Source organism: Rhodospirillaceae bacterium (assembly GCA_028819475.1).
In the GTDB taxonomy this organism is placed as follows: domain Bacteria; phylum Pseudomonadota; class Alphaproteobacteria; order Bin65; family Bin65; genus Bin65.
The window spans coordinates 1-22,551 of sequence record JAPPLJ010000048.1 but is presented as its reverse complement, the minus strand read 5'-3'; the positions used below and the strand labels follow the sequence as shown (position 1 = coordinate 22,551).

General features: G+C 68.1%; 17 protein-coding genes. 13 read left to right on the top strand and 4 right to left on the bottom strand.

From position 1 onward, the window contains the following. Positions 1 to 26 precede the first annotated feature (26 nt). The gene (locus OXM58_14135) at positions 27 to 827 is read right to left on the bottom strand and encodes a sulfite exporter TauE/SafE family protein (GenBank protein ID MDE0149506.1); all 801 of its coding nucleotides are present in this window, start codon (positions 825 to 827) and stop codon (positions 27 to 29) included. A 69-nt stretch (positions 828 to 896) separates the two neighbouring features. Between OXM58_14135 and OXM58_14130 the strand changes: the two genes are divergently transcribed. The 6 genes from OXM58_14130 (at position 897) to OXM58_14105 (ending at position 8,997) form a co-directional block, all read left to right on the top strand. Then, the gene (locus OXM58_14130; protein MDE0149505.1) at positions 897 to 2,084 is read left to right on the top strand and encodes an epoxide hydrolase; all 1,188 of its coding nucleotides are present in this window, start codon (positions 897 to 899) and stop codon (positions 2,082 to 2,084) included. A 1,179-nt stretch (positions 2,085 to 3,263) separates the two neighbouring features. Next, positions 3,264 to 4,841 (top strand): ABC transporter substrate-binding protein, encoded by a 1,578-nt coding sequence (locus OXM58_14125; GenBank protein ID MDE0149504.1) that lies wholly within the window; start codon positions 3,264 to 3,266, stop codon positions 4,839 to 4,841. Positions 4,842 to 4,975: 134 nt separating this feature from the next. Continuing rightward, positions 4,976 to 5,965: an ABC transporter permease gene (locus OXM58_14120; GenBank protein MDE0149503.1), complete on the top strand. Its 990-nt coding sequence runs from the start codon at positions 4,976 to 4,978 to the stop codon at positions 5,963 to 5,965. Next, a complete protein-coding gene (locus OXM58_14115) occupies positions 5,962 to 6,933 on the top strand; it encodes an ABC transporter permease (protein MDE0149502.1) in 972 nt (323 codons plus the stop codon). Before OXM58_14120 ends, OXM58_14115 begins: the two co-directional genes overlap by 4 nt. Next, positions 6,933 to 7,973, top strand: a complete 1,041-nt coding sequence (locus OXM58_14110) for an ABC transporter ATP-binding protein (GenBank protein MDE0149501.1) — start codon at positions 6,933 to 6,935, stop codon at positions 7,971 to 7,973. The genes OXM58_14115 and OXM58_14110 overlap by 1 nt, the downstream gene beginning before the upstream one ends. Beyond that, entirely contained in the window at positions 7,966 to 8,997 is a 1,032-nt protein-coding gene (locus OXM58_14105; protein ID MDE0149500.1) for an ATP-binding cassette domain-containing protein, read from the top strand. Before OXM58_14110 ends, OXM58_14105 begins: the two co-directional genes overlap by 8 nt. A 40-nt stretch (positions 8,998 to 9,037) precedes the next feature. Here OXM58_14105 and OXM58_14100 read toward each other — a convergent pair whose 3' ends face one another. After that, entirely contained in the window at positions 9,038 to 9,289 is a 252-nt protein-coding gene (locus tag OXM58_14100; GenBank protein MDE0149499.1) for a hypothetical protein, read from the bottom strand. A 222-nt stretch (positions 9,290 to 9,511) separates the two neighbouring features. Between OXM58_14100 and OXM58_14095 the strand changes: the two genes are divergently transcribed. From OXM58_14095 to OXM58_14080, 4 genes are all read left to right on the top strand, one after another. After that, a complete protein-coding gene (locus OXM58_14095; protein MDE0149498.1) occupies positions 9,512 to 14,368 on the top strand; it encodes a RecQ family ATP-dependent DNA helicase in 4,857 nt (1,618 codons plus the stop codon). A gap of 277 nt (positions 14,369 to 14,645) precedes the next feature. Continuing rightward, positions 14,646 to 15,485 carry a bifunctional DNA-formamidopyrimidine glycosylase/DNA-(apurinic or apyrimidinic site) lyase gene (gene mutM, locus OXM58_14090; protein MDE0149497.1) on the top strand — a complete coding sequence of 280 codons (840 nt, stop codon included), beginning with the start codon at positions 14,646 to 14,648 and terminating at the stop codon, positions 15,483 to 15,485. Positions 15,486 to 15,575: 90 nt separating this feature from the next. Then, positions 15,576 to 16,352 (top strand): enoyl-CoA hydratase, encoded by a 777-nt coding sequence (locus OXM58_14085; protein MDE0149496.1) that lies wholly within the window; start codon positions 15,576 to 15,578, stop codon positions 16,350 to 16,352. 37 nt (positions 16,353 to 16,389) lie between these two features. Next, positions 16,390 to 17,310 carry a glutathione S-transferase family protein gene (locus tag OXM58_14080; GenBank protein ID MDE0149495.1) on the top strand — a complete coding sequence of 307 codons (921 nt, stop codon included), beginning with the start codon at positions 16,390 to 16,392 and terminating at the stop codon, positions 17,308 to 17,310. Positions 17,311 to 17,508: 198 nt separating this feature from the next. Here the strand turns inward: OXM58_14080 and OXM58_14075 are convergent, their stop codons facing one another. Both OXM58_14075 and OXM58_14070 read right to left on the bottom strand, forming a co-directional pair. Then, positions 17,509 to 18,987 (bottom strand): deoxyribodipyrimidine photo-lyase, encoded by a 1,479-nt coding sequence (locus tag OXM58_14075; protein ID MDE0149494.1) that lies wholly within the window; start codon positions 18,985 to 18,987, stop codon positions 17,509 to 17,511. Between the two features lie 34 nt (positions 18,988 to 19,021). Next, positions 19,022 to 19,654 carry a glutaredoxin gene (locus OXM58_14070; GenBank protein MDE0149493.1) on the bottom strand — a complete coding sequence of 211 codons (633 nt, stop codon included), beginning with the start codon at positions 19,652 to 19,654 and terminating at the stop codon, positions 19,022 to 19,024. A gap of 280 nt (positions 19,655 to 19,934) precedes the next feature. On the opposite strand from OXM58_14070, the gene OXM58_14065 reads away from it, so the two are divergent. From OXM58_14065 to OXM58_14055, 3 genes are read left to right on the top strand one after another with little or no spacing between them, the layout of a single operon-like run. Continuing rightward, positions 19,935 to 20,819, top strand: a complete 885-nt coding sequence (locus OXM58_14065; protein ID MDE0149492.1) for a haloalkane dehalogenase — start codon at positions 19,935 to 19,937, stop codon at positions 20,817 to 20,819. 12 nt (positions 20,820 to 20,831) lie between these two features. Next, entirely contained in the window at positions 20,832 to 21,632 is an 801-nt protein-coding gene (locus tag OXM58_14060) for an enoyl-CoA hydratase-related protein (GenBank protein ID MDE0149491.1), read from the top strand. 36 nt (positions 21,633 to 21,668) lie between these two features. Further along, positions 21,669 to 22,415, top strand: a complete 747-nt coding sequence (locus tag OXM58_14055; GenBank protein ID MDE0149490.1) for a sulfite exporter TauE/SafE family protein — start codon at positions 21,669 to 21,671, stop codon at positions 22,413 to 22,415. Positions 22,416 to 22,551 lie beyond the last annotated feature (136 nt).

Genomic DNA, 22,551 nt, shown 5'->3' with positions numbered 1-22,551 from the left:
CGGCTGGCCGGCGGACTGCCGAACCGTCACATCGCCAGCCCTTTGACGAACAGGCCGACGCCTGCGACGAACAGCAGGGCCAGGATCAGGTTGCGGTAGCGCTCTTCCGGCACCCGGGCGCGAATTCGACCGCCGACGAACATACCCAGGAGCGCCGGGACCATCAGGCCGGCGGAAACCGCGGCGACCTCCCAGGTGACCGCCCCCTTGACGACGACCGACACCGCCCAGGGCACCACGATGATGAACAGCACATAACCGGACGCCTGGATGAACTCGTCCTTCTTGAGGCCAAGCACCTGCCACCAGGCGGCGAGCGGCGCGGCGAGCGAGCCGGTCGCGCCCTGGAGCACGCCGAGCACAAGGCCGACGGGGATCGCCAGGCGCGCCTCCCAGACCCGCGGCAGGGCGGGCGGAATGCGCGTGACGTTGATGGCGACATAGCCGCACACGACGAGGCCGAGCAGCACCTCGATGATCCGCTGGTCGACGGCGAACAGCAGTTCCGTGCCGCCCCAAACGCTGACTGCCGCCGCAAGCGCCAGCAGCGTGTAGCGGCGGGCGATGTCGCGCACGCCCCCCATCTGGAGGATCTGCACCAGGTTCAGCACCAGGCTGGACACCAGGACGAACGGCACCGCGGCCCTGGGCTCGATGACGATCGACATGAGCGCGATCGCCACCAGCGGCAGGCCCATGCCGATCAAGCCCTTCACCGTGCCGGCGAGGCAGAAGGCGAGCGCGAAATAGAGATAGAGGATGGGGCGGCTCCGGACGACAACGCGCCCGGCGGCAGGGCCGGGCCGAGGGAACCATAGCGTCGGCAACCGCGGCGCGATAGGTTCGGCGCGCCGCAAATTCCTGCGCGCCCAGGTCCGAGACAGCGATCCCCGACTATGAGTCCGACGCCTTTCACGATCCATGTGCCACAGAAAAAGCTCGACCGGATCCTGCAACGGGTGCGGGATTTTCCCTGGCCGGAAGAAAAGGTCGACAGCGGATGGGCGCTGGGGCCGGACCCGGACTGGCTGCGCGATTTCTGCCGGTATTGGATAGAGGAGTATGACTGGCGCGCCGTCGAGACCCGGCTGAACGCGCTGCCGCATTTCACGGCCGCGGCCGATGGGCTGGACCTGCATTTCGTCCACTGCCGTTCGCCGCGGGCCGACGCGAGGCCGCTCGTTCTGGTGCATGGCTGGCCGGGTTCCTTCATCGAATTCGAGGAGATGCTCGGGCCGCTGACCGACCCCGCCGCCCACGGCGCGCGGGATGCGCCGGCCTTCCATGTCGTCGCGCCGTCGCTGCCGGGCTACGCCTTTTCCGAAAAGCCGGCCGGCCCGATCGGCCCGCGGCGCATGGCCGGGCACATCGCCGCTCTGATGGGCGACGTGCTGGGCTATGACGGCTACATCGCCCAGGGCGGCGACTGGGGCAGCGTGATCTGCGGCTGGATCGGCCACGACCATGCGGACCGAAATAAAAAGGGCGGGTGCGGCGGCGTGCATCTCAACATGTTCGGCGTCCGCCCGTCCCGGGAACGGGAAGGCGGCGGCATCGAACCCGTCCCGCCGCAGAACGCGGAAGAGGACGCTTGGCGGCGCAAGGGCGAACGCTGGCGGATGAAGGAGGGCGGCTATTTCCACGTCCAGGCGACCAAGCCCGAATCGCTCGCCTACGCCATGCTGGACAGCCCGGTCGGCGTCGCCGCCTGGATCGGCGAGAAATTCCGCACCTGGATCGACGGGCAACAGGCCAGCCTGGACCGGGTGATCGGCCGCGAACGGCTGCTCACCAACCTGATGCTCTATATCGTGAACGACGCCTTCGGCAGCGCCTCGTGGACCTATAACGGCTACAGCCGCGACGGCGATTCCCTGTTCCCGCCCGGCGGCCGCGTGCGCGTCCCGACCGGCATCGCCAACTTCCCGCGCGAGATCATCCCCTTCCCGCCGCGGCCCTACGTCGAGAAGGGTTACAACGTGGCCCGCTGGACCGACATGCAGCGCGGCGGCCACTTCGCCGCCATGGAGGCGCCGGACCTGCTGCTCGACGACATCCGCGCCTTTGCTCAAACGCTCCGATAACAAGCGGCTGAGCACCGCGCCACCCCCACTCCCTTTTCTGTATTGAGCCACCTCCTCTGAGGAGAATTGTTCTGCGAAAGGGGCCAGGCCGCCACCACCTTATCCTTCCCCCTCTTCAGAGGGGGAAGTGGCCGAGCGCAGCGAGGTCGATGGGGGTGCGGTGTCTGTAGGCTGTGCCGGCGCCACCGCACCCCCACCTAGCCTCCCCCTCTGAAGAGGGGGAGGGATAGGAAGAATCAAACGTCTCCGCTCCCCGGTCCGACCCGCCGAATTCCCAACCCAATTTGCCGCCCCGGACCTGATCCGGGGCCCAGGGCCGACTTGAAAGGCCTTTGCCCGTGGCTCTGGTCCCCGGATCTCCGCTGCGCTCCGTCCGGGGTGGCAATGGGGATTGGGGCGGCAGCGCTCTTTCAAAATTATTTCCTTTTTTACGATAATTTGCCTTGACATGGTGGATCCCGCGCCCTATATCGGCCCCGTCAACGCCCGAAGTGCGCCTGCCGCGGCCGGCCGACGCCCCAAAAAAAGCGAACGAAGAAACAGGCGGGAACTGCCCGCTTTCCGGCCCGCCGCCGCCAGTCGGCCATCCTGTGCGCCGCCCTGTGCGCCATTGGGCTTGACGGCCGGACCCCGTCCGATTCGACCGTCCGGTTCGACCCTCCGATTCCGCCGGGCCATGCTGCCCCCGATCCTGCCCCGCGGTGCCGCCCCCGGTGTCGCGCGGCGCTCCCGTTCGGCCGGAAAGCTGGAAAAATTCCTACCGGGATTGATTTTGCGCATTTCCGATAGACGTCTTTCCAACGATTCCAAAGGGTTAGGGCTGCCGGGTGCAAAAAAACACATAAGAAAGACCGGTCTGTCCAATGAGAAAAGTCAAGCAATTTCAAAGACTTAGGGAAAATGATTTTGAACATTTATTCAAAATCCGGCCGTTTCCCGGCGTCCGGCCCGTCCGGCGCCCCGGGCCTGCTGCCGGCCGATATCCGTACCCTTGCCCAAACGCTCCGGTAACAAGCGGTTGAGCACCGCGCCTGCGCGCCAATTCCATCGTGACCCGCGCCGCAGGTTCGACTAAGACTGCCGCCCTGCACACGGCGCGGTTGCCGGCCTTTCCGGCCGGTGCCGTGCCGAAAAGCGAAACCGAACCGTCAACATCACGGAAACCCTGGAGGGGTGACGATGAAACGACTGATGACAGCGGCGGCGGTTGCCGCCGCCCTTGCGGTCGCCGCCATGCCGGCGTCGGCCAAGAATGTCCTGAAATGGGCCAGCCAGGGCGACGCGCTCACCGCCGATCCCCATTCGCAGAACGAGGGCCCGACCAATTCGGCGACCCTGCAGATCTACGAGGGGCTGGTCTTCCGCGATCCGGCCATGAAGCTGATTCCCGCGCTGGCCACGAGCTGGTCCACCGTCGCGGGCAAACCGAATGTGTGGGAGTTCAAGCTGCGCAAGGGCGTCAAATTCCATGACGGCTCGGCCTTCAGCGCCGACGACGTCGTTTTCACCATGCAGCGCATCAAGCTGCCGACCTCGGACTTCAAGAACTACGTCAAGAGCGTCGTCGAGGCGAAGAAGATCGACAGCCACACGGTGCAGCTCATCACCAAGGGGCCGAACCCGATCCTGCCCAACCAGCTGACCCAGATCGGCATCATGTCCGCCGCCTGGGCCAAGAAGCACAAGGTCGAGAAGCCCCTCGACTTCAAGAACAACGAAGAGAGCTACGCCGCGCGCCACGCCAACGGCACCGGCCCCTACATGCTGAAGCTGCGCGAGCCGGGCGTCCGCACGATTCTGGTGCGCAACCCGGACTGGTGGGGCTGGAAGGACTCCGGCGGCAACGTCGACGAGATCGTCTACACGCCGATCAAGAACGCCGCGACCCGGGTCGCCGCGCTGCTTTCCGGCCAGGTCGATTTCGTGCTCGATCCGCCGTTCCAGGATCTCAACCGCATCGGCCGCAGCGCCAAGCTGAAGGTCGTGCAGACGCCGCAGATCCGGACCATCTTCCTCGGCCTCGATACCGGCGTGAAGGAGCTGCGCACCTCCGACGTCAAGGGCAAGAACCCGTTCGCCGACGCCAAGGTGCGCGAGGCCATGTACCGGGCGATCGACATCGCGGCGATCCGCAAGGTCGTGATGCGCGGCCTCGCCGTGCCGGCGGGTATCATCACCTCGCCGGGCGTCCACGGCTACACGCAAGCCCTGAACGGGCGCCTGTCCTACGATCCGGCCAAGGCCAAGGCCCTGCTCGCCGAAGCGGGCTATCCGAACGGCTTTTCCGTTCGCCTGGACTGCCCGAACAACCGCTACAACAACGACGAGAAGATCTGCATCGCGGTCGTCGGGATGCTCGGCAAGGTCGGCATCAAGGTCAATCTGGACGCGATTCCGAAGTCCAAGCACTTCCCCAAGATCCAGAAGCGGGTGACCGATTTCTACATGCTGGGCTGGGGCGTGCCGACGCTCGATAGCCACTATGTGTTCACATACCTCTACCATTCGAAGGGGCCGTGGAACGCGACGGGCTACGCCAATCCGCGGGTCGACGAGCTGACCGACGCCATGCCGGTCACGGTCGACCTCAAGAAGCGCGACGCGATGATCGCCGAGGCCTGGAAGCATGTGAAAGGCGCCAACGCCTATCTGCCGCTGCACCACCAGGTGATCGTGTGGGGCATGTCGAAGAAGCTCGACCTGCCGATCCGGGCCGACGATTCCCCGCACTTCCGCTGGGCGAAAATGAGCAAGTAGCGGGCGCGCGGGAAACCGCACCCGACGTTCCCTCCGCCGGCCTCCGGCTCCGCAACCTGCGGGACCGGCGGCCGGCGGTATGCTTTTTCGATAGGGGATCGCAGGTCGGTTTCCGGCCGGAGACCTGAACGGCCATGTTCAGCTATCTCGTCAATCGCGTGTTCCAGGCCGTCGGCGTCCTGCTGGTGGTCGCGCTGCTGTCCTTCGTGATCTTCAATTACGTCGGCGACCCGATCAACAACATGGTCGGGCAGGAGGCGACGCTGGAAGACCGCGAGGAATTGCGCGAGCGGCTCGGCCTGAACGATTCGGTGATCGTGCAGTTCCTGCGCTTCGTCGCCAACGCGGCCGAGGGCGAGTTCGGCATTTCCTACCAGTTCCAGCGCAAGGTCTCCGACCTGATCCTGGAGCGCATGCCGGCGACGCTTGAGCTGGTGTTCGTCTCGGCGATCATCGCGCTGGCGGCCGGCATCGGGCTCGGCGTCTTTACCGGCCTGCGCCGCGACAGCTGGCTCAGCCGCTTCGTGCTCACCGTCTCGCTGGTCGGGGTGTCGCTGCCGACCTTCGTGATCGGCATCCTGCTCATCTACATTTTCTCGGTCGGCCTGGAATGGCTGCCCTCCTTCGGCCGCGGCGACACGGTGCGCATCGGCGACTGGGACAGCGGCCTGCTCACCGGCTCGGGATGGCTCGCCATCATCCTGCCGGCGATCACGCTCGGCCTGTTCCAGCTCACCATCATCCTGCGCCTGGTGCGCGCCGAGATGCTCGAGGTGCTGCGCACCGACTACATCAAGTTCGCGCGTGCCCGCGGCCTGTCGCGCCGGGCGATCAATTTCGGCCATGCGTTGAAGAACACGATGGTGCCGGTCATCACCATCGCCGGCCTGCAGATCGGCACGCTGATCGCCTTCTCGATCATCACCGAGACCGTCTTCCAGTGGCCGGGCATGGGCCTCTTGTTCATCCAGGGCGTCGAGTTCGCCGACGTGCCGATCATGGGCGCCTACCTGCTGCTCGCCGCCATCGCCTTCGTCGCGATCAACCTGATCGTCGATCTGCTCTACGCCGCCGTCGATCCGCGGCTGCGCGTCTCGGCCCAGCGCGGCAAGGGCACGGCATGACGGCCCGCCCGGCAACCGGAACCGCCCCCGGCACCGCAGGCCGCCTGCTCGGCGCGCTCCATCGTGGCGCCGACAGCGACCTCGCCTACAGCTTCCGGCGCAATCCGGTCGTCGTGACCGCGGCCATAGTCACCCTGCTCTATTTCTTCGGCGCCGCCTTCGCCGACTGGCTCGCGCCGCACACGCCGTTCGACCCGTCGACCCTCAGCCTGGGCGACGCGGAAAAGCCGCCGGCCTGGATCGAGGGCGGCGACTGGAGCTACGTCCTCGGCACCGACAACCAGGGCCGGGACATCTTCTCGACCATCCTCTACGGCAGCCGCCTGTCGCTCATCGTCGGCTTCAGCGCCGTCATCTTCTCGGTCGTGCTCGGCGTCGGCCTCGGCGTGACATCGGGCTATTTCGGCGGCTGGTACGAATCCGTCGTCATGCGCGCCGCCGACGTGCAGCTCACCCTGCCCTCGATCCTGGTCGCGCTCATGGTCGACGGCGTCGCCCGGGCGATCTTCGCCGGCACCGACATCAAGACCGACGCGACCTTCGCGATCTACGTCCTGATCTTCGCCATCGGCATCTCGGCCTGGCCGCAATATGCCCGCGTCGTGCGCTCGGCGACGCTGGTCGAGAAGTCGAAGGACTATGTGGCGGCGGCGCGGGTCATCGGCATTCCCTCCTGGCGCATCATGCTGCGCCATGTCCTGCCCAACACGATGGGGCCGGTGCTGGTGATCGGCACCATCGACCTGGCGCTCGCCGTCATCACCGAGGCGACGCTCTCCTTCCTCGGCGTCGGCATCCCGCCGACCCAGCCGTCGCTTGGCACCCTGATCCGGGTGGGGCAGGAGTTCCTGTTCTCCGGCCAGTGGTGGATCACCCTGTTCCCGGCGCTGGCCCTGGTCCTGCTCGTGCTCGCGGTCAACCTGCTGGGCGACTGGCTGCGCGACGCCCTCAACCCGAAGCTGCGCTGATGAACGGCGGCCCGGCGAATCCCTCGCGCCCCACGGCTCTCCTGGACGTGCGCGATCTCAAGGTCGGCCTGCCGACCCGGCGCGGCCCTCTGGCGATCCTCAACGGAGTCGATCTGCATGTGAAGGAAGGCGAGGTCCTCGGCGTGGTCGGCGAATCCGGGGCCGGCAAGTCGATCACCGGGCTTGCCGTGATCGGCCTGCTCGAACCGCCGGCGCGGATCGACGGCGGCGAGGTCTGGTTCGACGGCGCGCGCATCGACGGCCTCTCGGGCGACGAACTGCGCCGGATCCGCGGCGCCCGGATCGGCGTTATCTTCCAGGACCCGCTGACCAGCCTGAACCCGCTCTACACCATCGGCTTCCAGCTCACCGAGACCATCCGCACCCACATGGACCTGGGCGCGGACGCGGCGGAGAAGCGGGCGGTCGAGCTGCTCGACGAAGTCGGGATTCCGGCGGCGGCCTCGCGCCTGGGCGCCTATCCCCACGAGTTCAGCGGCGGCATGCGCCAGCGGGTCGTGATTGCGCTCGCCCTGTGCGCCAACCCGCGCCTCATCATCGCCGACGAGCCGACGACGGCGCTCGACGTCTCGATCCAGGCCCAGATCATCGGCGTGCTCAAGCGGCTGTGCCGGGAGCACGGCACCGCGGTCATGCTGATCACCCACGACATGGGCGTGATCGCCGAGACCGCGGACCGGGTCGCGGTCATGTATGCCGGCCGGGTGATCGAGGACGGCACGGTCGCCGAGGTCGTGCGCAACGCCTCGCACCCCTATTCCCACGGCCTGATGGGCTCGATCCCGACGATCGGCGCGCGCATCGGCCGGCTGCCCCAGATCCGCGGGTCCATGCCGCGGGTCGGCGCGGTGCCGGACGGCTGCGCCTTCGCGCCGCGCTGCCCGGAAGTGCGCGAGCTGTGCCGCGCCGAACGGCCCGTCATGATGGACGGCAAGGCGACGAGCGCCGCCTGCTGGCAATATTCGCCGCGCTGGTCCGGTACCGCTGCGGCAGCCGAAGGAGCGGCCGCCGATGGCTGACGCGCCGCTCCTGCAGGTCGAGGACCTGGCGGTCCATTTCCGCCTGCCGCTGCCGGTCGCCGAGCGGGCGATGGGCCGGAAACCGAAAGTCCTGAAAGCGGTCGACGGCGTGAGCTTCGCCATCGGCAAGGGCGTGACCCTGTCGGTGGTCGGCGAATCCGGCTGCGGCAAGTCCACGGTCGCGCGGCTGATCGCCGGCCTCTACCGGCCGACCCGGGGCCGCGTCGCCATCGACGGCCATGACGTGACCGCAGCACGGGACCGGACGCGGGCGATCCGCCGGCGGCTCACCATGATCTTCCAGGACCCGCAGGCCTCGCTCAACCCGCGCTGGCGGGTGCGGGACATCATCGCCGAGCCGATCCGGGCCTTCGGCATCGCCGGCGACGCGAGGGAATCGGACCGCCGGGTCGACGGCCTGCTCGAACAGGTCGGCCTCGCCGCCGCCGACGGCGAGAAATACCCGCACGAATTCTCCGGCGGGCAGCGCCAGCGCATTTCCATCGCCCGGGCTCTGGCGAGCCAGCCGGACCTGATCCTGTGCGACGAGCCGACCTCGGCGCTCGACGTCTCGGTCCAGGCCCAGATCCTCAACCTGATGCGCGACCTGCAGGACGATCTGGGCCTGACCTACCTGTTCATCAGCCACGATCTTGCGGTCGTCCACCATATGTCGGACCGCATCGCCGTCATGTATCTCGGCCGCTTCGTCGAGGTCGCCGACGCCGCCGCGCTGTTCGCCGCACCGCAGCATCCCTATACCCGGCTGCTGCTCGAGACGATCCCCGACCTCGGCATGACCAAGCGCGACCGGGAAGCGGTGGCCGGCGAGGTCCCCAGCCCGATCGATCCGCCGGGCGGCTGCGCCTTCCATCCGCGCTGCCCGCACGCCGACGAGCGCTGCCGCAGCGAACGGCCCGAGCTGCGCGCGTCACAGTCCGGCGACGGCACCGCCGTGGCCTGCCACGCGGTCGAGGAAGGGCGTCTGCCGCCGGCGCCGGACGGCGCGGCGGCAGACGGGTGAGCGGCGAAGCGGCCGGCGGCGGGAATACCGGCAGGTGTGGCTACCGCTGGTTGGCCAGGCCGCCGTATATCGCGCGCTTCGACCTGTCGGCGGAGCCGATCCCATCGATGCGGTCGTCGGCGCTCGCCGCAGTATCCGCGGAGGCGGTCCTGTTGAACCGGTCGCCGCTGTCCAGTGCCGGGCTCTGGCAGGCCGCCAGCAGGCCGGCGGCCAGAGCGACGGTTGCGAAACGACCCAGCGGGGCCAGCCGGCGCGCCGGATCGGGTCGGTACAGGGTTGAAGAGGAGCGCATGACTCTGTCCTTGTTTCGAAGTCCGTTCCTCGAATCGATATGGCGATTGCCGGGCGCAATACAGCAGGCCGCGCACCGCATGGCCGTTCACAGTTTCGCGCGCTCGCAGGGGGGCGGTGTCGGCGCCTGCCGCGCGGCTACGGAGGAGCGGCCGAGCGCGCCGGCATAGCGTAAATTCATTGCACCGCCGGGAACGGGCATAACGGCAAAGGCAAGAAAACGGTGACCTGCAATTTTCGCGCGCTGTCGCTCGACCTCGAAGTCGGCGTGCAGGACGGCCGGATCCATGCATTCGGGGCGATACGGACAGATACCGGCGAGCGGTTGCCGTACTCCGGTTCCGGATTTGCGGCGGCGCTGCGGAAACTCGACGCGCTTGCCGACGGCGCGGATTTCCTGCTCGGCCACAACCTGATCGAACACGACTTGCCCTGGCTTGCGGCTGCAAGTCCCGATCTACGACTGCTGAAGCTGCCGGCCGTCGATACCTTGCGGCTCAGCCCGCTCGCCTTCCCGAGCAATCCCTATCACCGCCTGGTCAAGCATTATAAGGACGGCGGCCTTGTCCGCAGCCAACGGAACGACCCGGCGCTCGATTCCGAACTGGCGATCGACCTGTTCCGCGAAGAATGCAAGGCCCTGTCCAAAGCCGATCCCGACCTTCTGAAGACGTGGCATCGGCTGTGCACGCCGGACGCGGCAGGCGCCGACTGCGCCCTCGACGCGCTGTTCTGCAAAATCCGCGGTGCGCGCCGCCCCTCGGCGGAGGAAGCCCGCACGGCGGTCGGCACGCGGCTGGAGGGCGCCGCTTGCGCGACCCACGGCCATGCGGTGTTTGAGGAGACATCGACCGGCTGGCCGCTGGCCTACGCCCTGGCGTGGCTGTCGGTCGCCGGCGGCAATTCCGTCATGCCGCCCTGGGTGCGGCATCAATTCCCGGAGGCCGGGTTTTTGGTGCGCCGGCTCCGGGACACGCCTTGCGCCGACCCTGCCTGCGGCTGGTGCCGGGAGCGGCACGATGCCGGCAAGGAACTGAAACGCTGGTTCGGCTACCCCGCTTTCCGTCCCGAACCGGCGCATGACGACGGCCGCCCGATGCAGCAGGCCATCGTAGAGGCGGCGATGCGGGGCGAGCACGTTCTCGGCATCCTGCCGACCGGGACCGGAAAATCGCTCTGCTACCAGATTCCGGCGCTGTCGCGCTACGACAAGACCGGCGCGCTCACGGTCGTCATCTCGCCCTTGGTCGCGCTGATGAAGGACCAGGTCGACGGACTGGAGGCGCGCGGCATCGGCGCCTGCGTGACCGTCAACGGGTTGCTCTCGATGCCGGAGCGGGCCGACGCGCTGGACCGGGTCCGCCTCGGCGACGCCGGCATTCTGATTATCGCGCCGGAGCAGCTGCGCTCCCGCTCGGTGCGCCGGGCGCTCGACCAGCGCGAGATCGGCGCCTGGGTGCTGGACGAGGCCCATTGCCTGTCGCGCTGGGGCCACGATTTCCGACCCGACTATCTCTATGTCGCCCGCTTCATCAGCAAGAAGGCGGGCGACGGACCGGTCCCGCCGGTGTTGTGCCTGACCGCCACCGCCAAGCCCGATGTGGTGGATGACATAACGCGGCATTTCCGCGACAAGCTGGGCATCGAACTGGCGGTTTTCGATGGCGGTGCGGAACGGTCGAATCTCGGCTTCGAGGTGATCCCGACTTCCGGCGGCGAGAAATTCGAGCATATCCACCAGGTCCTGACCTCGCACCTGCCGCCGGATAAAGCCGGCGGGGCCATCGTCTATTGCGCGACCCGGCGATCGACCGAGGAAGTCGCCGAGTATTTGCAACTGAAGGACGTTGCGGCGGACTATTTTCACGCCGGCCTGCCGCCGGAAACCAGGAAGGACGTGCAGCAGCGCTTCATCGGCGGCGAGTTGCGCGCGATCGCGGCGACCAACGCTTTCGGCATGGGCATCGACAAGCCGGACGTCCGGCTGGTGGTCCACGCCGATATTCCCGGCTCGCTGGAAAACTACTTCCAGGAGGCCGGGCGCGCCGGCCGCGACCGGGAGCCGGCGCGCTGCGTGCTCATGTATGCGCCGCCGAACGATGTGGAGCGCCAGTTCGGCCTGTCGGCGCGCTCGCGGCTCACTCGCCCGGAAATCCACGCCATCCTCAGGGCGCTGCGCAATCTCGACCGCAAGAAACGCCTGAACGGCGAGGTGGCGGCCACAGCGGGCGAAATCCTCGGCGAGGACGAGGACAAGGCGTTCGAGCGGGATTCCGCCACCGACGATACGCGGGTGCGCACCGCCATCGCCTGGCTGGAAGAAAGCGCGCTGCTGGCGCGGGAGGAGAACGTCGTCCAGATATTCCCGTCATCGCTGCGGGTGGATACGGTCGAACAGGCGCGGAGAAAGCTGGAAGACGCACGGCTCGAAAAGACCTATCGCAGCCAGTTGTTGCGCATCGCTGAGGTGTTGATCGACGCCGACGCGGACGAGGGAGTCACCACGGACGAACTGATGGTGGTCGCGCGCCTGAGCGCCGAAGGCGTGCGCAACGCCCTGTTCGATCTCGAACGGCTGGGCATCTCCAAAAACGAAACGGCGCTGACGGCCTTCGTCCACAAGGGCGTCGCGCATTCGTCGAGCCGGCGTCTCAAAGAAGCCGCAGCGCTGGAAGAAGCGTTGATCGCCCATATGCGCGAGGAAGCGCCGGACATGGGCAAAGGAGACAAGGCGCCGCTGCATCTGCGCATCGCCGCCCAGGTCTTGCAGGACAAGGGACTGGCCGATCCGCTGCCGATGCGGCTGTGGCGCATCGTCCGCAGCATATCCTATGACGGGCGCGGCGAGGACGGCGGCCCCGGCAGCCTTTCGATCCGGAAACGGGATGCGGAAACGGCGCAGGTGACGTTGCGGGTCAGCTGGGACGCTCTCGCGCAGACGGCGAAACGCCGGCGCGAGGCGGCGCGCTGCCTGCTGAACCATCTGCTGGCCTGTCTGCCGGATGGCCGCCGCGGCACGGACCTGCTGGCCGAGACCACCATCGGCGACCTGAACCAAGCGATCGAAAACGATCTCATTCTGAAGGGCAGGCTCAAGGATCCAGTCAAAGCGTTAGACCGCGCCCTTCTGTGGCTACATGAATTGGAGATAATCCGCTTGAACAAAGGGCTGGCCGTGTTCCGCCCGGCCATGACGATCCGGCTGCGGAAATCGGAACGCCGCGGTTTCTCCGGCGCGGACTTCGAGCGGCTCGATCTGCACTACAAGGGACAGGTCCTGCAAATCCACGTCATGGCGGAGTTTGCCGAGCGCGGCCTCGCCGCCATGCGCGACGCGCTGCGCCTTGCGACGGACTATTTCAACCTGAAGGAAACCGATTTTCTGGAAAAGTGGCTGCCCGGCCGGGACAACGATATCGGCCGGCAGACGACCCCCGACTCCTGGCGCGCCATCGTCGAAAGCCTGGGCAACCCCATCCAACAGCGCATCGTTGCCGACAAGCGGGAGCAGACGAACGTGCTGGTGCTGGCGGGCCCCGGCTCGGGTAAGACGCGGGTGTTGGTGCACCGGATCGCGTATCTGGTGCGCGTGCGGCGGGAGAATCCGCGCGGCATCCTCGCGCTGGCCTACAACCGCCACGCCGCGGTCGATATCCGCCGGCGCCTTGCCGACCTGATCGGCGACGACGCCCGCGGCGTGACCGTGCTGACCTGCCACGGCCTCGCCATGCGGCTGGCCGGGGCCAGCTTCGCCGGGCGGGCGGAGCAGCCGGACGACGAACTGTTCCGGGACGTCCTGAAACGCGCGACCGACCTGCTGCGCGGCAAGGGCCTGCCGCCGGAAGAGGCTGACGAGCGGCGGGAACGGCTGCTCGCCGGCTTCCGCTGGATCCTGGTGGACGAGTACCAGGACATCGGCAAAGAGGAATACGCCCTGATCTCGGCGCTGGCCGGGCGGACGCTGGAGGACGAGACCGGCAAGCTAACCCTGTTCGCCGTCGGCGACGACGACCAGAATATCTACGCCTTCAAGGGCGCATCGGTCGAATTCATCCGCCGCTTCGAAGCGGATTACGGCCCGAAACCCGCCTATCTGACGGACAACTACCGCTCGACCGGCCATATTATTGCGGCAGCCAACGCGATCATCGCATCGGCGCGCAAGCGGATGAAGGCCGACCGACCGATCCGTATCGACCGGGCGCGCGAGAACGACCCGCCGGGCGGGGCGTGGGAAACGCTGGACCCGGTTTCCCGCGGCAAGGTGCAAATCCTGCCGGCCGGTCGCGATCCGGCTACGCAGGCGCAGGCCGTCATGGCGGAATTACAGCGCCTTGCCGGACGGTCGCCGGAATGGGACTGGTCGCGCAGCGCGGTGATCGCGCGGGAGTGGAAATGTCTCGCGCCAGTGCAGGCGTTTTGCATGGCCAGGAATATTCCGGCGCAGATGGGCGACGAGGAAATTCCGAGATTCTGGCGGCTGCGCGAAACCTGCGCCTTCGTCGCGTGGCTGCGCGAGCGACGCCCGCGGGTCGTCGATGGGGCGGCGCTCGCCGGCTGGGCAGCGGGGCCGTGCTCCGGACGCTGGCACGACCTGGTGCGACAGGCCATTGAGGAGCATGCCCTGGAAACCGGCGGAGCGGAGACGCCGGTCGACCATTTCATCGAATGGCTGGCAGAATGGGGCCGGGATATACGCCGGCGCCAGCACGGGCTTCTTCTTGTGACCGCGCACGGGGCCAAGGGGCTGGAGTTCGACCATGTCGCGGTGCTCGACGGCGGCTGGGACCGGCCGGGGCGGAACGAAGACGCCGATGCACCGCGCCGGCTCTACTATGTCGCGATGACCCGCGCCCAGCAGACGCTGACGTTGGCCCGCTTCGACGGCGGGCGAAACCCGCTGCTGGATACGCTGCGCCGCCACCGGTCCGTGCTGCGCCGCAAACCGGCGAAACTGCCGCTCGCCCCGGCGACACTCGACGACCGCTACATCCGGCCCGACCTCAAGCATATCGACATCGGCTTCGCGGGGAGCTATGGCGAGCGCCACTCCATCCACAGCGCCATCGCCGCGCTTTAGCCCGGCGATTCCTTGAGGGTACGCATTGTCGGTGGCGGCCGCTGGGAACTCCTGGACGGAACGGGACGGACGGTGGGGCGCCTTGCCGGGAAATTCAAACCGCCATCAGGAATGCGCTGCCGTTCCGCCGAAGTATTGGCGATCATTACCGGGAGTCGCGAAACGTCGGAGCCGGAATATCGCGACCGCGCGAAATGCGAGACTTGGGAAATCGTCGTACCGGAACTGGTATTCGAGCCGGCGGACGGCAGCGGCGCTTACGAGAGGTAAATACCCAATGCCCGAACTTCCCGAAGTCGAGACCGTCGTGCGCGGGTTGCGGCCGGTGCTGGAGGGGGCGGTGCTGGTCCATGCCGAGGCGCGGCGGCCGGACCTGCGCATCCCGGTTCCGGCGGATTTCTCCGAACGGCTCACCGGCAGGACCGTCCGGTCGGTGCGGCGGCGGGCGAAATACATCCTGGCGGAGTTCGACGACGGCGCGCTGCTGATCCTCCATCTCGGCATGTCCGGCCGGCTCCATATCGACCGGGGCGACCCGGAGCTGCTGCCCCACGACCATATCGTGCTCAAGACCGACCGGGGCGACACGGTCCGGCTCAACGACCCGCGCCGGTTCGGCCTGGTCGCGCTGGACCGGGTCGACACCATCGACCGGCACCGCCTGTTTGCCGGGGCCGGACCGGAGCCGCTGGGCAACGCCTTCAACGGCCCGGCCCTCGCCGCGAAGCTGAAGGGCCGGCGCACGCCGCTCAAGGCCGCGCTGCTCGACCAGAAGACGGTCGCCGGGCTGGGCAACATCTATGTCTGCGAAGCGCTGTTCTTCGCCGGCCTGTCGCCGATGCGCCTCGCCCGCACCATCTCGGCGCGGCAGGCCGAGGCGCTCGCCGGGGCGATCAGGGATGTGCTGAACAAGGCCATCGCGGCCGGCGGTTCCAGCCTGCGCGACTATGTCCAGCCGTCGGGCGAGCTGGGCTACTTCCAGCACCAGTGGGCGGTCTACGGCCGGGAGGGCGAGGCCTGCCCCGGCTGCGACTGCGCCGTCGCGGAGACCGGCGGCATCCGCCGGATCGTGCAGTCCAACCGCTCGACTTTCTACTGTCCGCACCGCCAGCGATAGGCTAGAACCGGCGCCTCCCCAGCGAAATTCCGGCGAAGACGCGAGGCAAAGCCGATTGCGCGCGCCCTGAGAGAGCAGCGGAGCAGGCGAATGGACTACGAAAACATCATCTACGAAATCCGCGGCCCGGTCGGGCTGATCAGGCTCAACCGGCCGAAGGCCCTCAACGCGCTCAATTCGGCGCTGGTCGCCGAGCTGGGCGACGCGCTGAACACGGCGCAGGACGACGATGCCATCGGCGCCATCGTGCTGACCGGCAACGAGAAGGCCTTCGCCGCTGGCGCCGACATCAAGGAAATGCAGGCAAAATCGTTCCAGGACGTCTATCTGGAGGACTTCATCACCAACGGCTGGGAGGTCGTCACGACGATCCGCAAGCCGGTCATCGCCGCGGTCGCCGGCTATGCGCTGGGCGGCGGCTGCGAAGTCGCCATGATGTGCGACTTCATCCTGGCGGCGGAGAATGCGCGCTTCGGCCAGCCGGAGATCAACCTCGGCATCCTGCCCGGCGCCGGCGGCACCCAGCGGCTGACCAAATTCGTCGGCAAATCCAAGGCGATGGAAATGTCGCTGACCGGCCGGATGATGGACGCCGAGGAGGCCGAGCGCGCCGGGCTGGTCAGCCGCATCGTCCCGCTCGACGAGCTGGTGGACGAAGCGGTCAAGACCGCAGAGGCCATCGCGAAGCAGTCGCGCCCGGCGGTGTACATGACCGTCGAGGCGATCGACCGCGCCTACGAGACGCCGCTGCGCGAGGGCGTATTGTTCGAGCGCCGGATGTTCCACGCCGCCTTCGCGACCGACGACCGGGCTGAGGGCATGTCCGCCTTCATCGAGAAGCGCGCGCCGAAATTCAAGAACCGCTAGGCCGCTTGCCGGGGCGGCACAGGAAGGATTTTCGTCGATGGCCGAGCTGATTCTGCATCATTACGAAGGCTCGCCCTTCGCCCACAAGATCCGCGCGATCCTCGGCTTCAAGGGCCTGGCCTGGCGCTCGGTCGGGATCCCGATGATCATGCCGAAGCCGGACCTGATGCCGCTTTCCGGCGGCTACCGGCGGACGCCGGTGCTGCAGTCCGGCGCCGACGTCTATCACGACACCCAGCTGATCGCCGCCGAACTGGAGCGCCGGCATCCGGCGCCGACCCTGTATCCGCAGGGCGGCGAGGGGATGGCCCACGCGCTCACCTTCTGGGCCGACGGCGCGCTGTTCGGCGCCGTCACAGGGGCGGCCTTCGCCCATATCGCCGACCGGATGCCGCCGGACTTCTTCGCCGACCGGGCCGCCATGCGCGGGCAGGAGCCGGCGCCGCCGGAGAAGATCATGGCCGCCGCGCCCCGGCTGGTCGCGGAGCTGAACCGCACGCTCTACCTGGTCGAGGGCTGGCTGGCCGACGGCCGGCCCTTCCTGCTCGGCGACGCCGCCGGGCTCGCCGATTTCTCGATCTTCCATCCCTTCTGGATGCTGAACCGGGCCGGCCGGAAGAACGCCGCGCTGCTGGAGCCGTTCTCCAACATCCGCGGCTGGCTCGACCGGATCGCGGCCTTCGGAACGGGGTCGCCAACCGAACTGGATCCGCAGGAGGCGCTGGACATCGCCAGATCCGCCGACCCGGCCGATCCGGGCGAGAGCGCGCCCGACGATGCCGGTCCGGTCCTTGGGCAGACGGTCTCGGTGCTGGCGGCGGACAAGGTGCCGGAAGCGGTGGTCGGCGAGGTCGTCGCCGTGCAGCGCAACGAAGTCGTCGTCCGGCGCGCGGACGACCGGGTCGGCACCGTCCACAACCATTTCCCGCGCTCCGGCTACATCGTCCGCCCGGCGTGAGCGAGCGCCGCGCACTACCCGTCATTTCGACCGGAGCGAACCGCAGGTTCGCGGAGCGGAGAAATCTTTCCGGTACCGCGCTTCGTCCTGTGCACCGCGCGGGAAAGATATCTCCGCTTCGCAGTCGTCCCGACCGCTTCGGTCGATATGACGGGAAGGGACGGTTGTGCCCGGCGTGAGGCGGCGAGCCAGGCGGTATCAGCCGGCCTTCACCAACTCATAGGCCGCCAGCGCCGCTCGCCTCGCCCGCGCGTGATCCACGAGCGGGTGCGGATAGGTTTCGCCCAGGCGCACGCCTGCCGCGTGCAGCACCTCCGGCGGCGCTTCCCAGGGGCGGTGGATCCATCGGTCCGGCAGGCCGGCGAGTTCCGGGACGTAGCGGCGGACATAATCGCCCTGCGGATCGAATTTCTCGCCCTGGGCCACCGGATTGAAGATGCGGAAATAGGGCGCGGCATCGGCGCCGCAGCCGGCCACCCACTGCCAGCCGGCGCTGTTGTTGGCGAGATCGGCATCGACCAGCGTATCCCAGAACCAGGCCGCGCCGGCCTGCCACGGGACCCGCAGGTGCTTGACCAGGAAGGACGCCGTGACCATGCGCAGCCGGTTGTGCATCCAGCCGGTTTGCCAGAGCTGCCGCATGCCGGCATCGACGAAGGGATAGCCGGTCTTTCCTTGCTGCCACGCCCGCAGGGCTTCCGGATTTTCCTTCCATGGAAACTCGGCGAAGCGCGGCTGCAGCGGCGCTTCGGGCAGGCCGGGAAAATGGTGGAGCAGATGGTACGAGAATTCGCGCCAGCCGAGCTCGGCAAGGAACTTTCGGGGGCCGGCGTCGGCCTCGCCATCGCCGACGGCGGACAGGCCGTAGATGGCGTGCCGGACCTGCCGCGGCCCGATCTCGCCGAAATGCAGATGGGGCGACAGGCGGGATGTCGAGACGAGGTCCGGCCGGTCGCGCGCCGCTTCGTATCCGGCGAGTCCGGTTTCGAGAAAGCCGCGCAGCAGGCGTTGCGCCGCCGCTTCGCCCGGCTCCCAGGCGGCGCGCAGGCCGCCGGCCCAGTCCGGCGCAACCGGCAGCAGCGCCCAGGTATCCAGCGTTTCGCTTTCAACCGTTGCGCCGGCCGCGGGCCCGGCAAACGCCGGCACGGGCAGGGGCGGCGCAGGCGGTTCCGCCGCCAGGCAGGCGCGCCAGAAGGGTGTGAACACGCGATAGGGCGCGCCGCCCTTGGTTGCGATTTCCCACGGTTCGAACAGCAGGGCAGAATTGAAGCTCTCGACCGCGACGCCCGCCGCCTGCAAGGCCGCCCGTATCGCATCGTCCCGCCGGGTCGCCCACGGTTCGTAAAGGCGGTTCCAGTAGACGCCACACGCGCGGGTTTCGGCGATCAATCGTTCAAGGACCGGACCGGCCGCACCGCGGCGCATGACGAGTCGAAGACCCTGGCTCGCCAAGCTTCGCGACAGCGACTCGAGGCTGTGGTGCAGCCACCAGCGCGACGCGCCGCCCGGCGTCCATTGACCGGCGCTTTCCGTGTCCAGAATGTAGAGCGGAATGACCGGGCGCCCGGCCGCCGCGGCGGCGGAGAGCGCGGGATTGTCCGACAGGCGCAGGTCCTGCCGGAACCAGACGATAACCGGCGCGAGGTCGCGCGCGCCGGTCGGGTGTCCGGCCGTCACGCCCGCGCGAGAAGGGGCTTCCGCGGAAACGGTGCTACGCGGCCTTCGGCGACAGCGAGCACCGGCCGCGGTCGGGGTTGGGCTCGACGTCGCGGTCGAGCAGTTCGCCGAGCATGTCGGCGCCGCCGACATAGGCGCCGTCGAGCCAGATCTGCGGCACCGTAATCGGGGTTTTCGGCCCGACGATCGGCTTGACCCGCGCCAGCATCTCGTACAGCGCGCGGGGGTCGCGCACCACGTCGTGATAGGCATAGTCGATGCCCGCTTCCGCGAGATAGGACTTGGCGCGGACGCAGTGCGGGCAGGTTTCCTTGCCGAAAAGATGATTGCCGGCCGGCGCGCTGCGCCGGGCCCATGCGTCGATCACGGCTTCGGTCAGAACGCCGCGGTTCAGCGCGTGACCCTGGCTGACCAGCCGCCCCTCGACGATGACGATGGGCGCGTGCCAGCCGCCTTTCGGCAGGGGTCGCCACCATTCGCTCAGCCAGTCGTGAATGTCGACGGCGACCGGAATGCCGTCGAGTTCATGGGCCATCGTGTCCTGGATCACGTCGAGGGTCAGCGAACACTCGCCGCACGGAATCTTGACCTTGAACGGCCCCCACGCGCCGGCCCAGCGATACAGGGTAACGGCCACGGGGGACGCGGTCGGTTCGGTTGCAGGCATGGCCCGTACTTTCCTTCGATCGTGCCGGGGAAACGTTTGCCCGGCCGCGGAGCCGGTTCCATTTCGCGGGACCGGTTCGCGGCACGCCGGCGCTTGTCGCAGAACAATAGACATTCCCCGGAACCGGGGTAAACCGCTTTGCCGGCGGATCGGCGGAATGCGGCTGCGGCATCGGCGGCATATCCCGATCCGACGGTTCTCAAGCCGTTGCCCGCGGTTATAGTGCGGCCGACTCGACGGGCCACCCCGTTCCTCCATTGCCACGAGCCGGACTTCCGAAATGGCCGATTCCCTTTCCGCCGCCGACCCCCACCCCCGCAAATCCGTCGACCTGCTCGGCTCGACGATGCGCTATGTCGATACCGGGTCGGGCGAGCCGGTCGTGCTCGTCCACGGCAACCCGACCTCCTCCTACCTGTGGCGCAACGTGATCCCCGAGCTGGCCGGCAATTTCCGCTGCCTGGCGCCGGACCTGATCGGCATGGGCGAATCGGGAAAGAACCCGTCGGGGGAATACACCTTTGCCGAACACAGCAAATTAGTGGACGCCTGGCTCGATGCCGTGCTGCCGGAGGGCCGGCTGCGCTTCGTCGTTCACGACTGGGGCGGCGCGCTGGGCTTCCACTGGGCGGCGCGCCACCCGGAGCGGGTCGCCGGCATCGCCTATATGGAAACGGTCGTCTGCCCGGTCAGCTGGGCCGACTGGCCGGAGCAGGCGCGCGGCATCTTCCAGGGCTTCCGCTCGCCCAAGGGCGAAGACCTGATCCTGAACCGCAACCTGTTCATCGAGGGCGTGCTGCCCAACGCGGTGATGCGGGATCTGTCCGACGAAGAAATGGCGGCTTACCGCAAGCCCTTTGCCGAAGGCGGCGAAGTGCGCCGGCCGATGCTGACCTGGCCGCGGCAGATCCCGATCGACGGCGAACCGCCGGAGGTCGTCGCCGTCGTCGAGGCCTACGGCAAGGCGATGAAGGAAAGCCCGATCCCGAAGCTGTTTATCAACGCCAGGCCGGGCAGCATCCTGACCGGCCCGGCGCGCGACTTCTGCCGCAGCTGGGCAAACCAGGAAGAGGCGACGGTGAAGGGGCTGCACTTCGTCCAGGAGGATTCGCCGGCCGAGATCGGCGCGGCGTGCAACGATTTCTTTTCCCGACATGCCGGCTGAGGAGGCGCAGCGATGAGCGAGAAACTGGTCGAACTGGAAACTGAAGGCGGCGTCGCGCTTGTGACCATGAACCGGCCGAAGGCGCTGAACGCCCTGAACCGGGACATGACCCGCGCCCTGGTCGAGACGATTAACCCGCTGGAACACGATCCGGACGTGCGCTGCGTCGTCATCCGGGGCGGCGACCATTTCATGGCCGGCGGCGACCTCAAGACCTTCCACGCCATGCTCGACCGGCCGCGCGGGGACAATCTGGTGGCGATCGAGGCCTTCGTTCACGAGGTCCACAGCCTGATTATCGCGATCCGGCGCATGCCCAAGCCGGTGGTCGCGTCGGTGAGCGGCGCCTGCGCCGGCTTCGGGCTCAGCTTCATGAGCGCCGCCGATCTCGCGATTGCCGCGGACGACAGCTACTACACGCTCGCCTATACCCTGATCGGGACCAGCCCGGACGGCGGCTCGACCTATGCCCTGCCGCGGCTGGTCGGCCTCAAGAAAGCGACCGAACTTGCGCTGCTGGGCGACAGGTTCGACGCCGCGACGGCGAAGGAGTACGGCCTGGTCAACTGGGTGGTGCCGGCGGCCGACCTGGCGGCCGAGACGGAGAAGCTGGCAGCCCGCCTGGCAGCCGGCCCGACCGTCGCCTACGGGCGGACGAAGGCGCTGCTGCAACGCTCGCTGGACAATCCGCTGGAGCGGCAGCTGCAGCTCGAGGCCGATAATTTCGCGGCCTGCGCCGTCGAGCCGGATTTCGCCGAAGGCGTCACCGCCTTCGTCGAGAAGCGCCGGGCGGCCTTTACCGGCAGGGCCTGAGCCCGCCCTTCCGGCCGGCGACGCGGCGGGACGCCGGTGAACGCGAGCCTGCTCGAGATCCCGCTCTACGGCATCGCCGCCATTGTGGCGGCGGCGCTGCTCGGCGGCGTCCTGCGCGGCTTTACCGGCGGGGCCGGCGCGGTCGTCGTCGTCATGCCGGTGCTGAGTGCCTTCGTCGGCGCGCGGGAAGCCGTGCCGGTCGGCGTCAGCCTGATGCTGCTGACCGGCTTTCAGCTGGGCCGGCGGGCGCTGCGCGACGCCGACCTGCGGGAGACGGCCGCGCTCAGCATCGCCTGCATCCTGCTCATACCGGCCGGGGCCTGGCTCCTGTTCACGGTTGACGAGGAACTGATGCGCCGGGCGGTCGCCGTCATGGCGATCCTGTTCGCCGCGATCCTGCTCTCGGGCTGGCGTCATACCGGGCCGCGCGGGCCGGCCATGGCCTCCGTTGCGGGCGGCCTGAGTGGGCTGATCAGCGGCGCGGTCGGCATGGGCGGGCCGCCGATGTTCCTCTACGTCATGTCCGGCCCGGCGCCGGCCCACGTCCAGCGCGGGACGATCGCGCTCTCCAGTTCGATCACGCCGGTCGTCACCCTGATCGCGATGGCGGCCGCCGGCGCCTTCGTGCCCCGGGTCTTCTGGCTGATCCTGTTGCTGGCGCCGGTGTTCGTGTTCGGCACCTGGGCCGGCACCCGTTTCTTCGGCCGGGTCGACGAGGCCCTGTTCCGGCGCCTGGCGCTCGGCGCGATGATCGTCGTCTCGGTGCTGGTGCTGTTTCTTTAACCCGGATTTCTCGCCACGGTCATGACCTGCGCGGCGCTGTCGGGCCGGCAGGGCAGGAAAGCCGCGCCGCGCGATGCGGGAACATCGGGCCAGCGGCTTGACGCACCCTGCCGGCCCGACAGCGCCGCCCTCCGGG

Excerpts from the sequence above, each read along its gene's own strand:
- OXM58_14130 (MDE0149505.1), top strand. The coding sequence starts at position 897 with ATGAGTCCGACGCCTTTCACGATCCATGTGCCACAGAAAAAGCTCGAC.
- OXM58_14070 (MDE0149493.1), bottom strand. The coding sequence starts at position 19,654 with ATGCCTGCAACCGAACCGACCGCGTCCCCCGTGGCCGTTACCCTGTAT.
- OXM58_14080 (MDE0149495.1), top strand. The coding sequence starts at position 16,390 with ATGGCCGAGCTGATTCTGCATCATTACGAAGGCTCGCCCTTCGCCCAC.
- OXM58_14065 (MDE0149492.1), top strand. The coding sequence starts at position 19,935 with ATGGCCGATTCCCTTTCCGCCGCCGACCCCCACCCCCGCAAATCCGTC.
- OXM58_14085 (MDE0149496.1), top strand. The coding sequence starts at position 15,576 with ATGGACTACGAAAACATCATCTACGAAATCCGCGGCCCGGTCGGGCTG.
- OXM58_14125 (MDE0149504.1), top strand. The coding sequence starts at position 3,264 with ATGAAACGACTGATGACAGCGGCGGCGGTTGCCGCCGCCCTTGCGGTC.
- OXM58_14110 (MDE0149501.1), top strand. The coding sequence starts at position 6,933 with ATGAACGGCGGCCCGGCGAATCCCTCGCGCCCCACGGCTCTCCTGGAC.
- mutM (MDE0149497.1), top strand. The coding sequence starts at position 14,646 with ATGCCCGAACTTCCCGAAGTCGAGACCGTCGTGCGCGGGTTGCGGCCG.
- OXM58_14060 (MDE0149491.1), top strand. The coding sequence starts at position 20,832 with ATGAGCGAGAAACTGGTCGAACTGGAAACTGAAGGCGGCGTCGCGCTT.
- OXM58_14120 (MDE0149503.1), top strand. The coding sequence starts at position 4,976 with ATGTTCAGCTATCTCGTCAATCGCGTGTTCCAGGCCGTCGGCGTCCTG.
- OXM58_14100 (MDE0149499.1), bottom strand. The coding sequence starts at position 9,289 with ATGCGCTCCTCTTCAACCCTGTACCGACCCGATCCGGCGCGCCGGCTG.
- OXM58_14105 (MDE0149500.1), top strand. The coding sequence starts at position 7,966 with ATGGCTGACGCGCCGCTCCTGCAGGTCGAGGACCTGGCGGTCCATTTC.
- OXM58_14115 (MDE0149502.1), top strand. The coding sequence starts at position 5,962 with ATGACGGCCCGCCCGGCAACCGGAACCGCCCCCGGCACCGCAGGCCGC.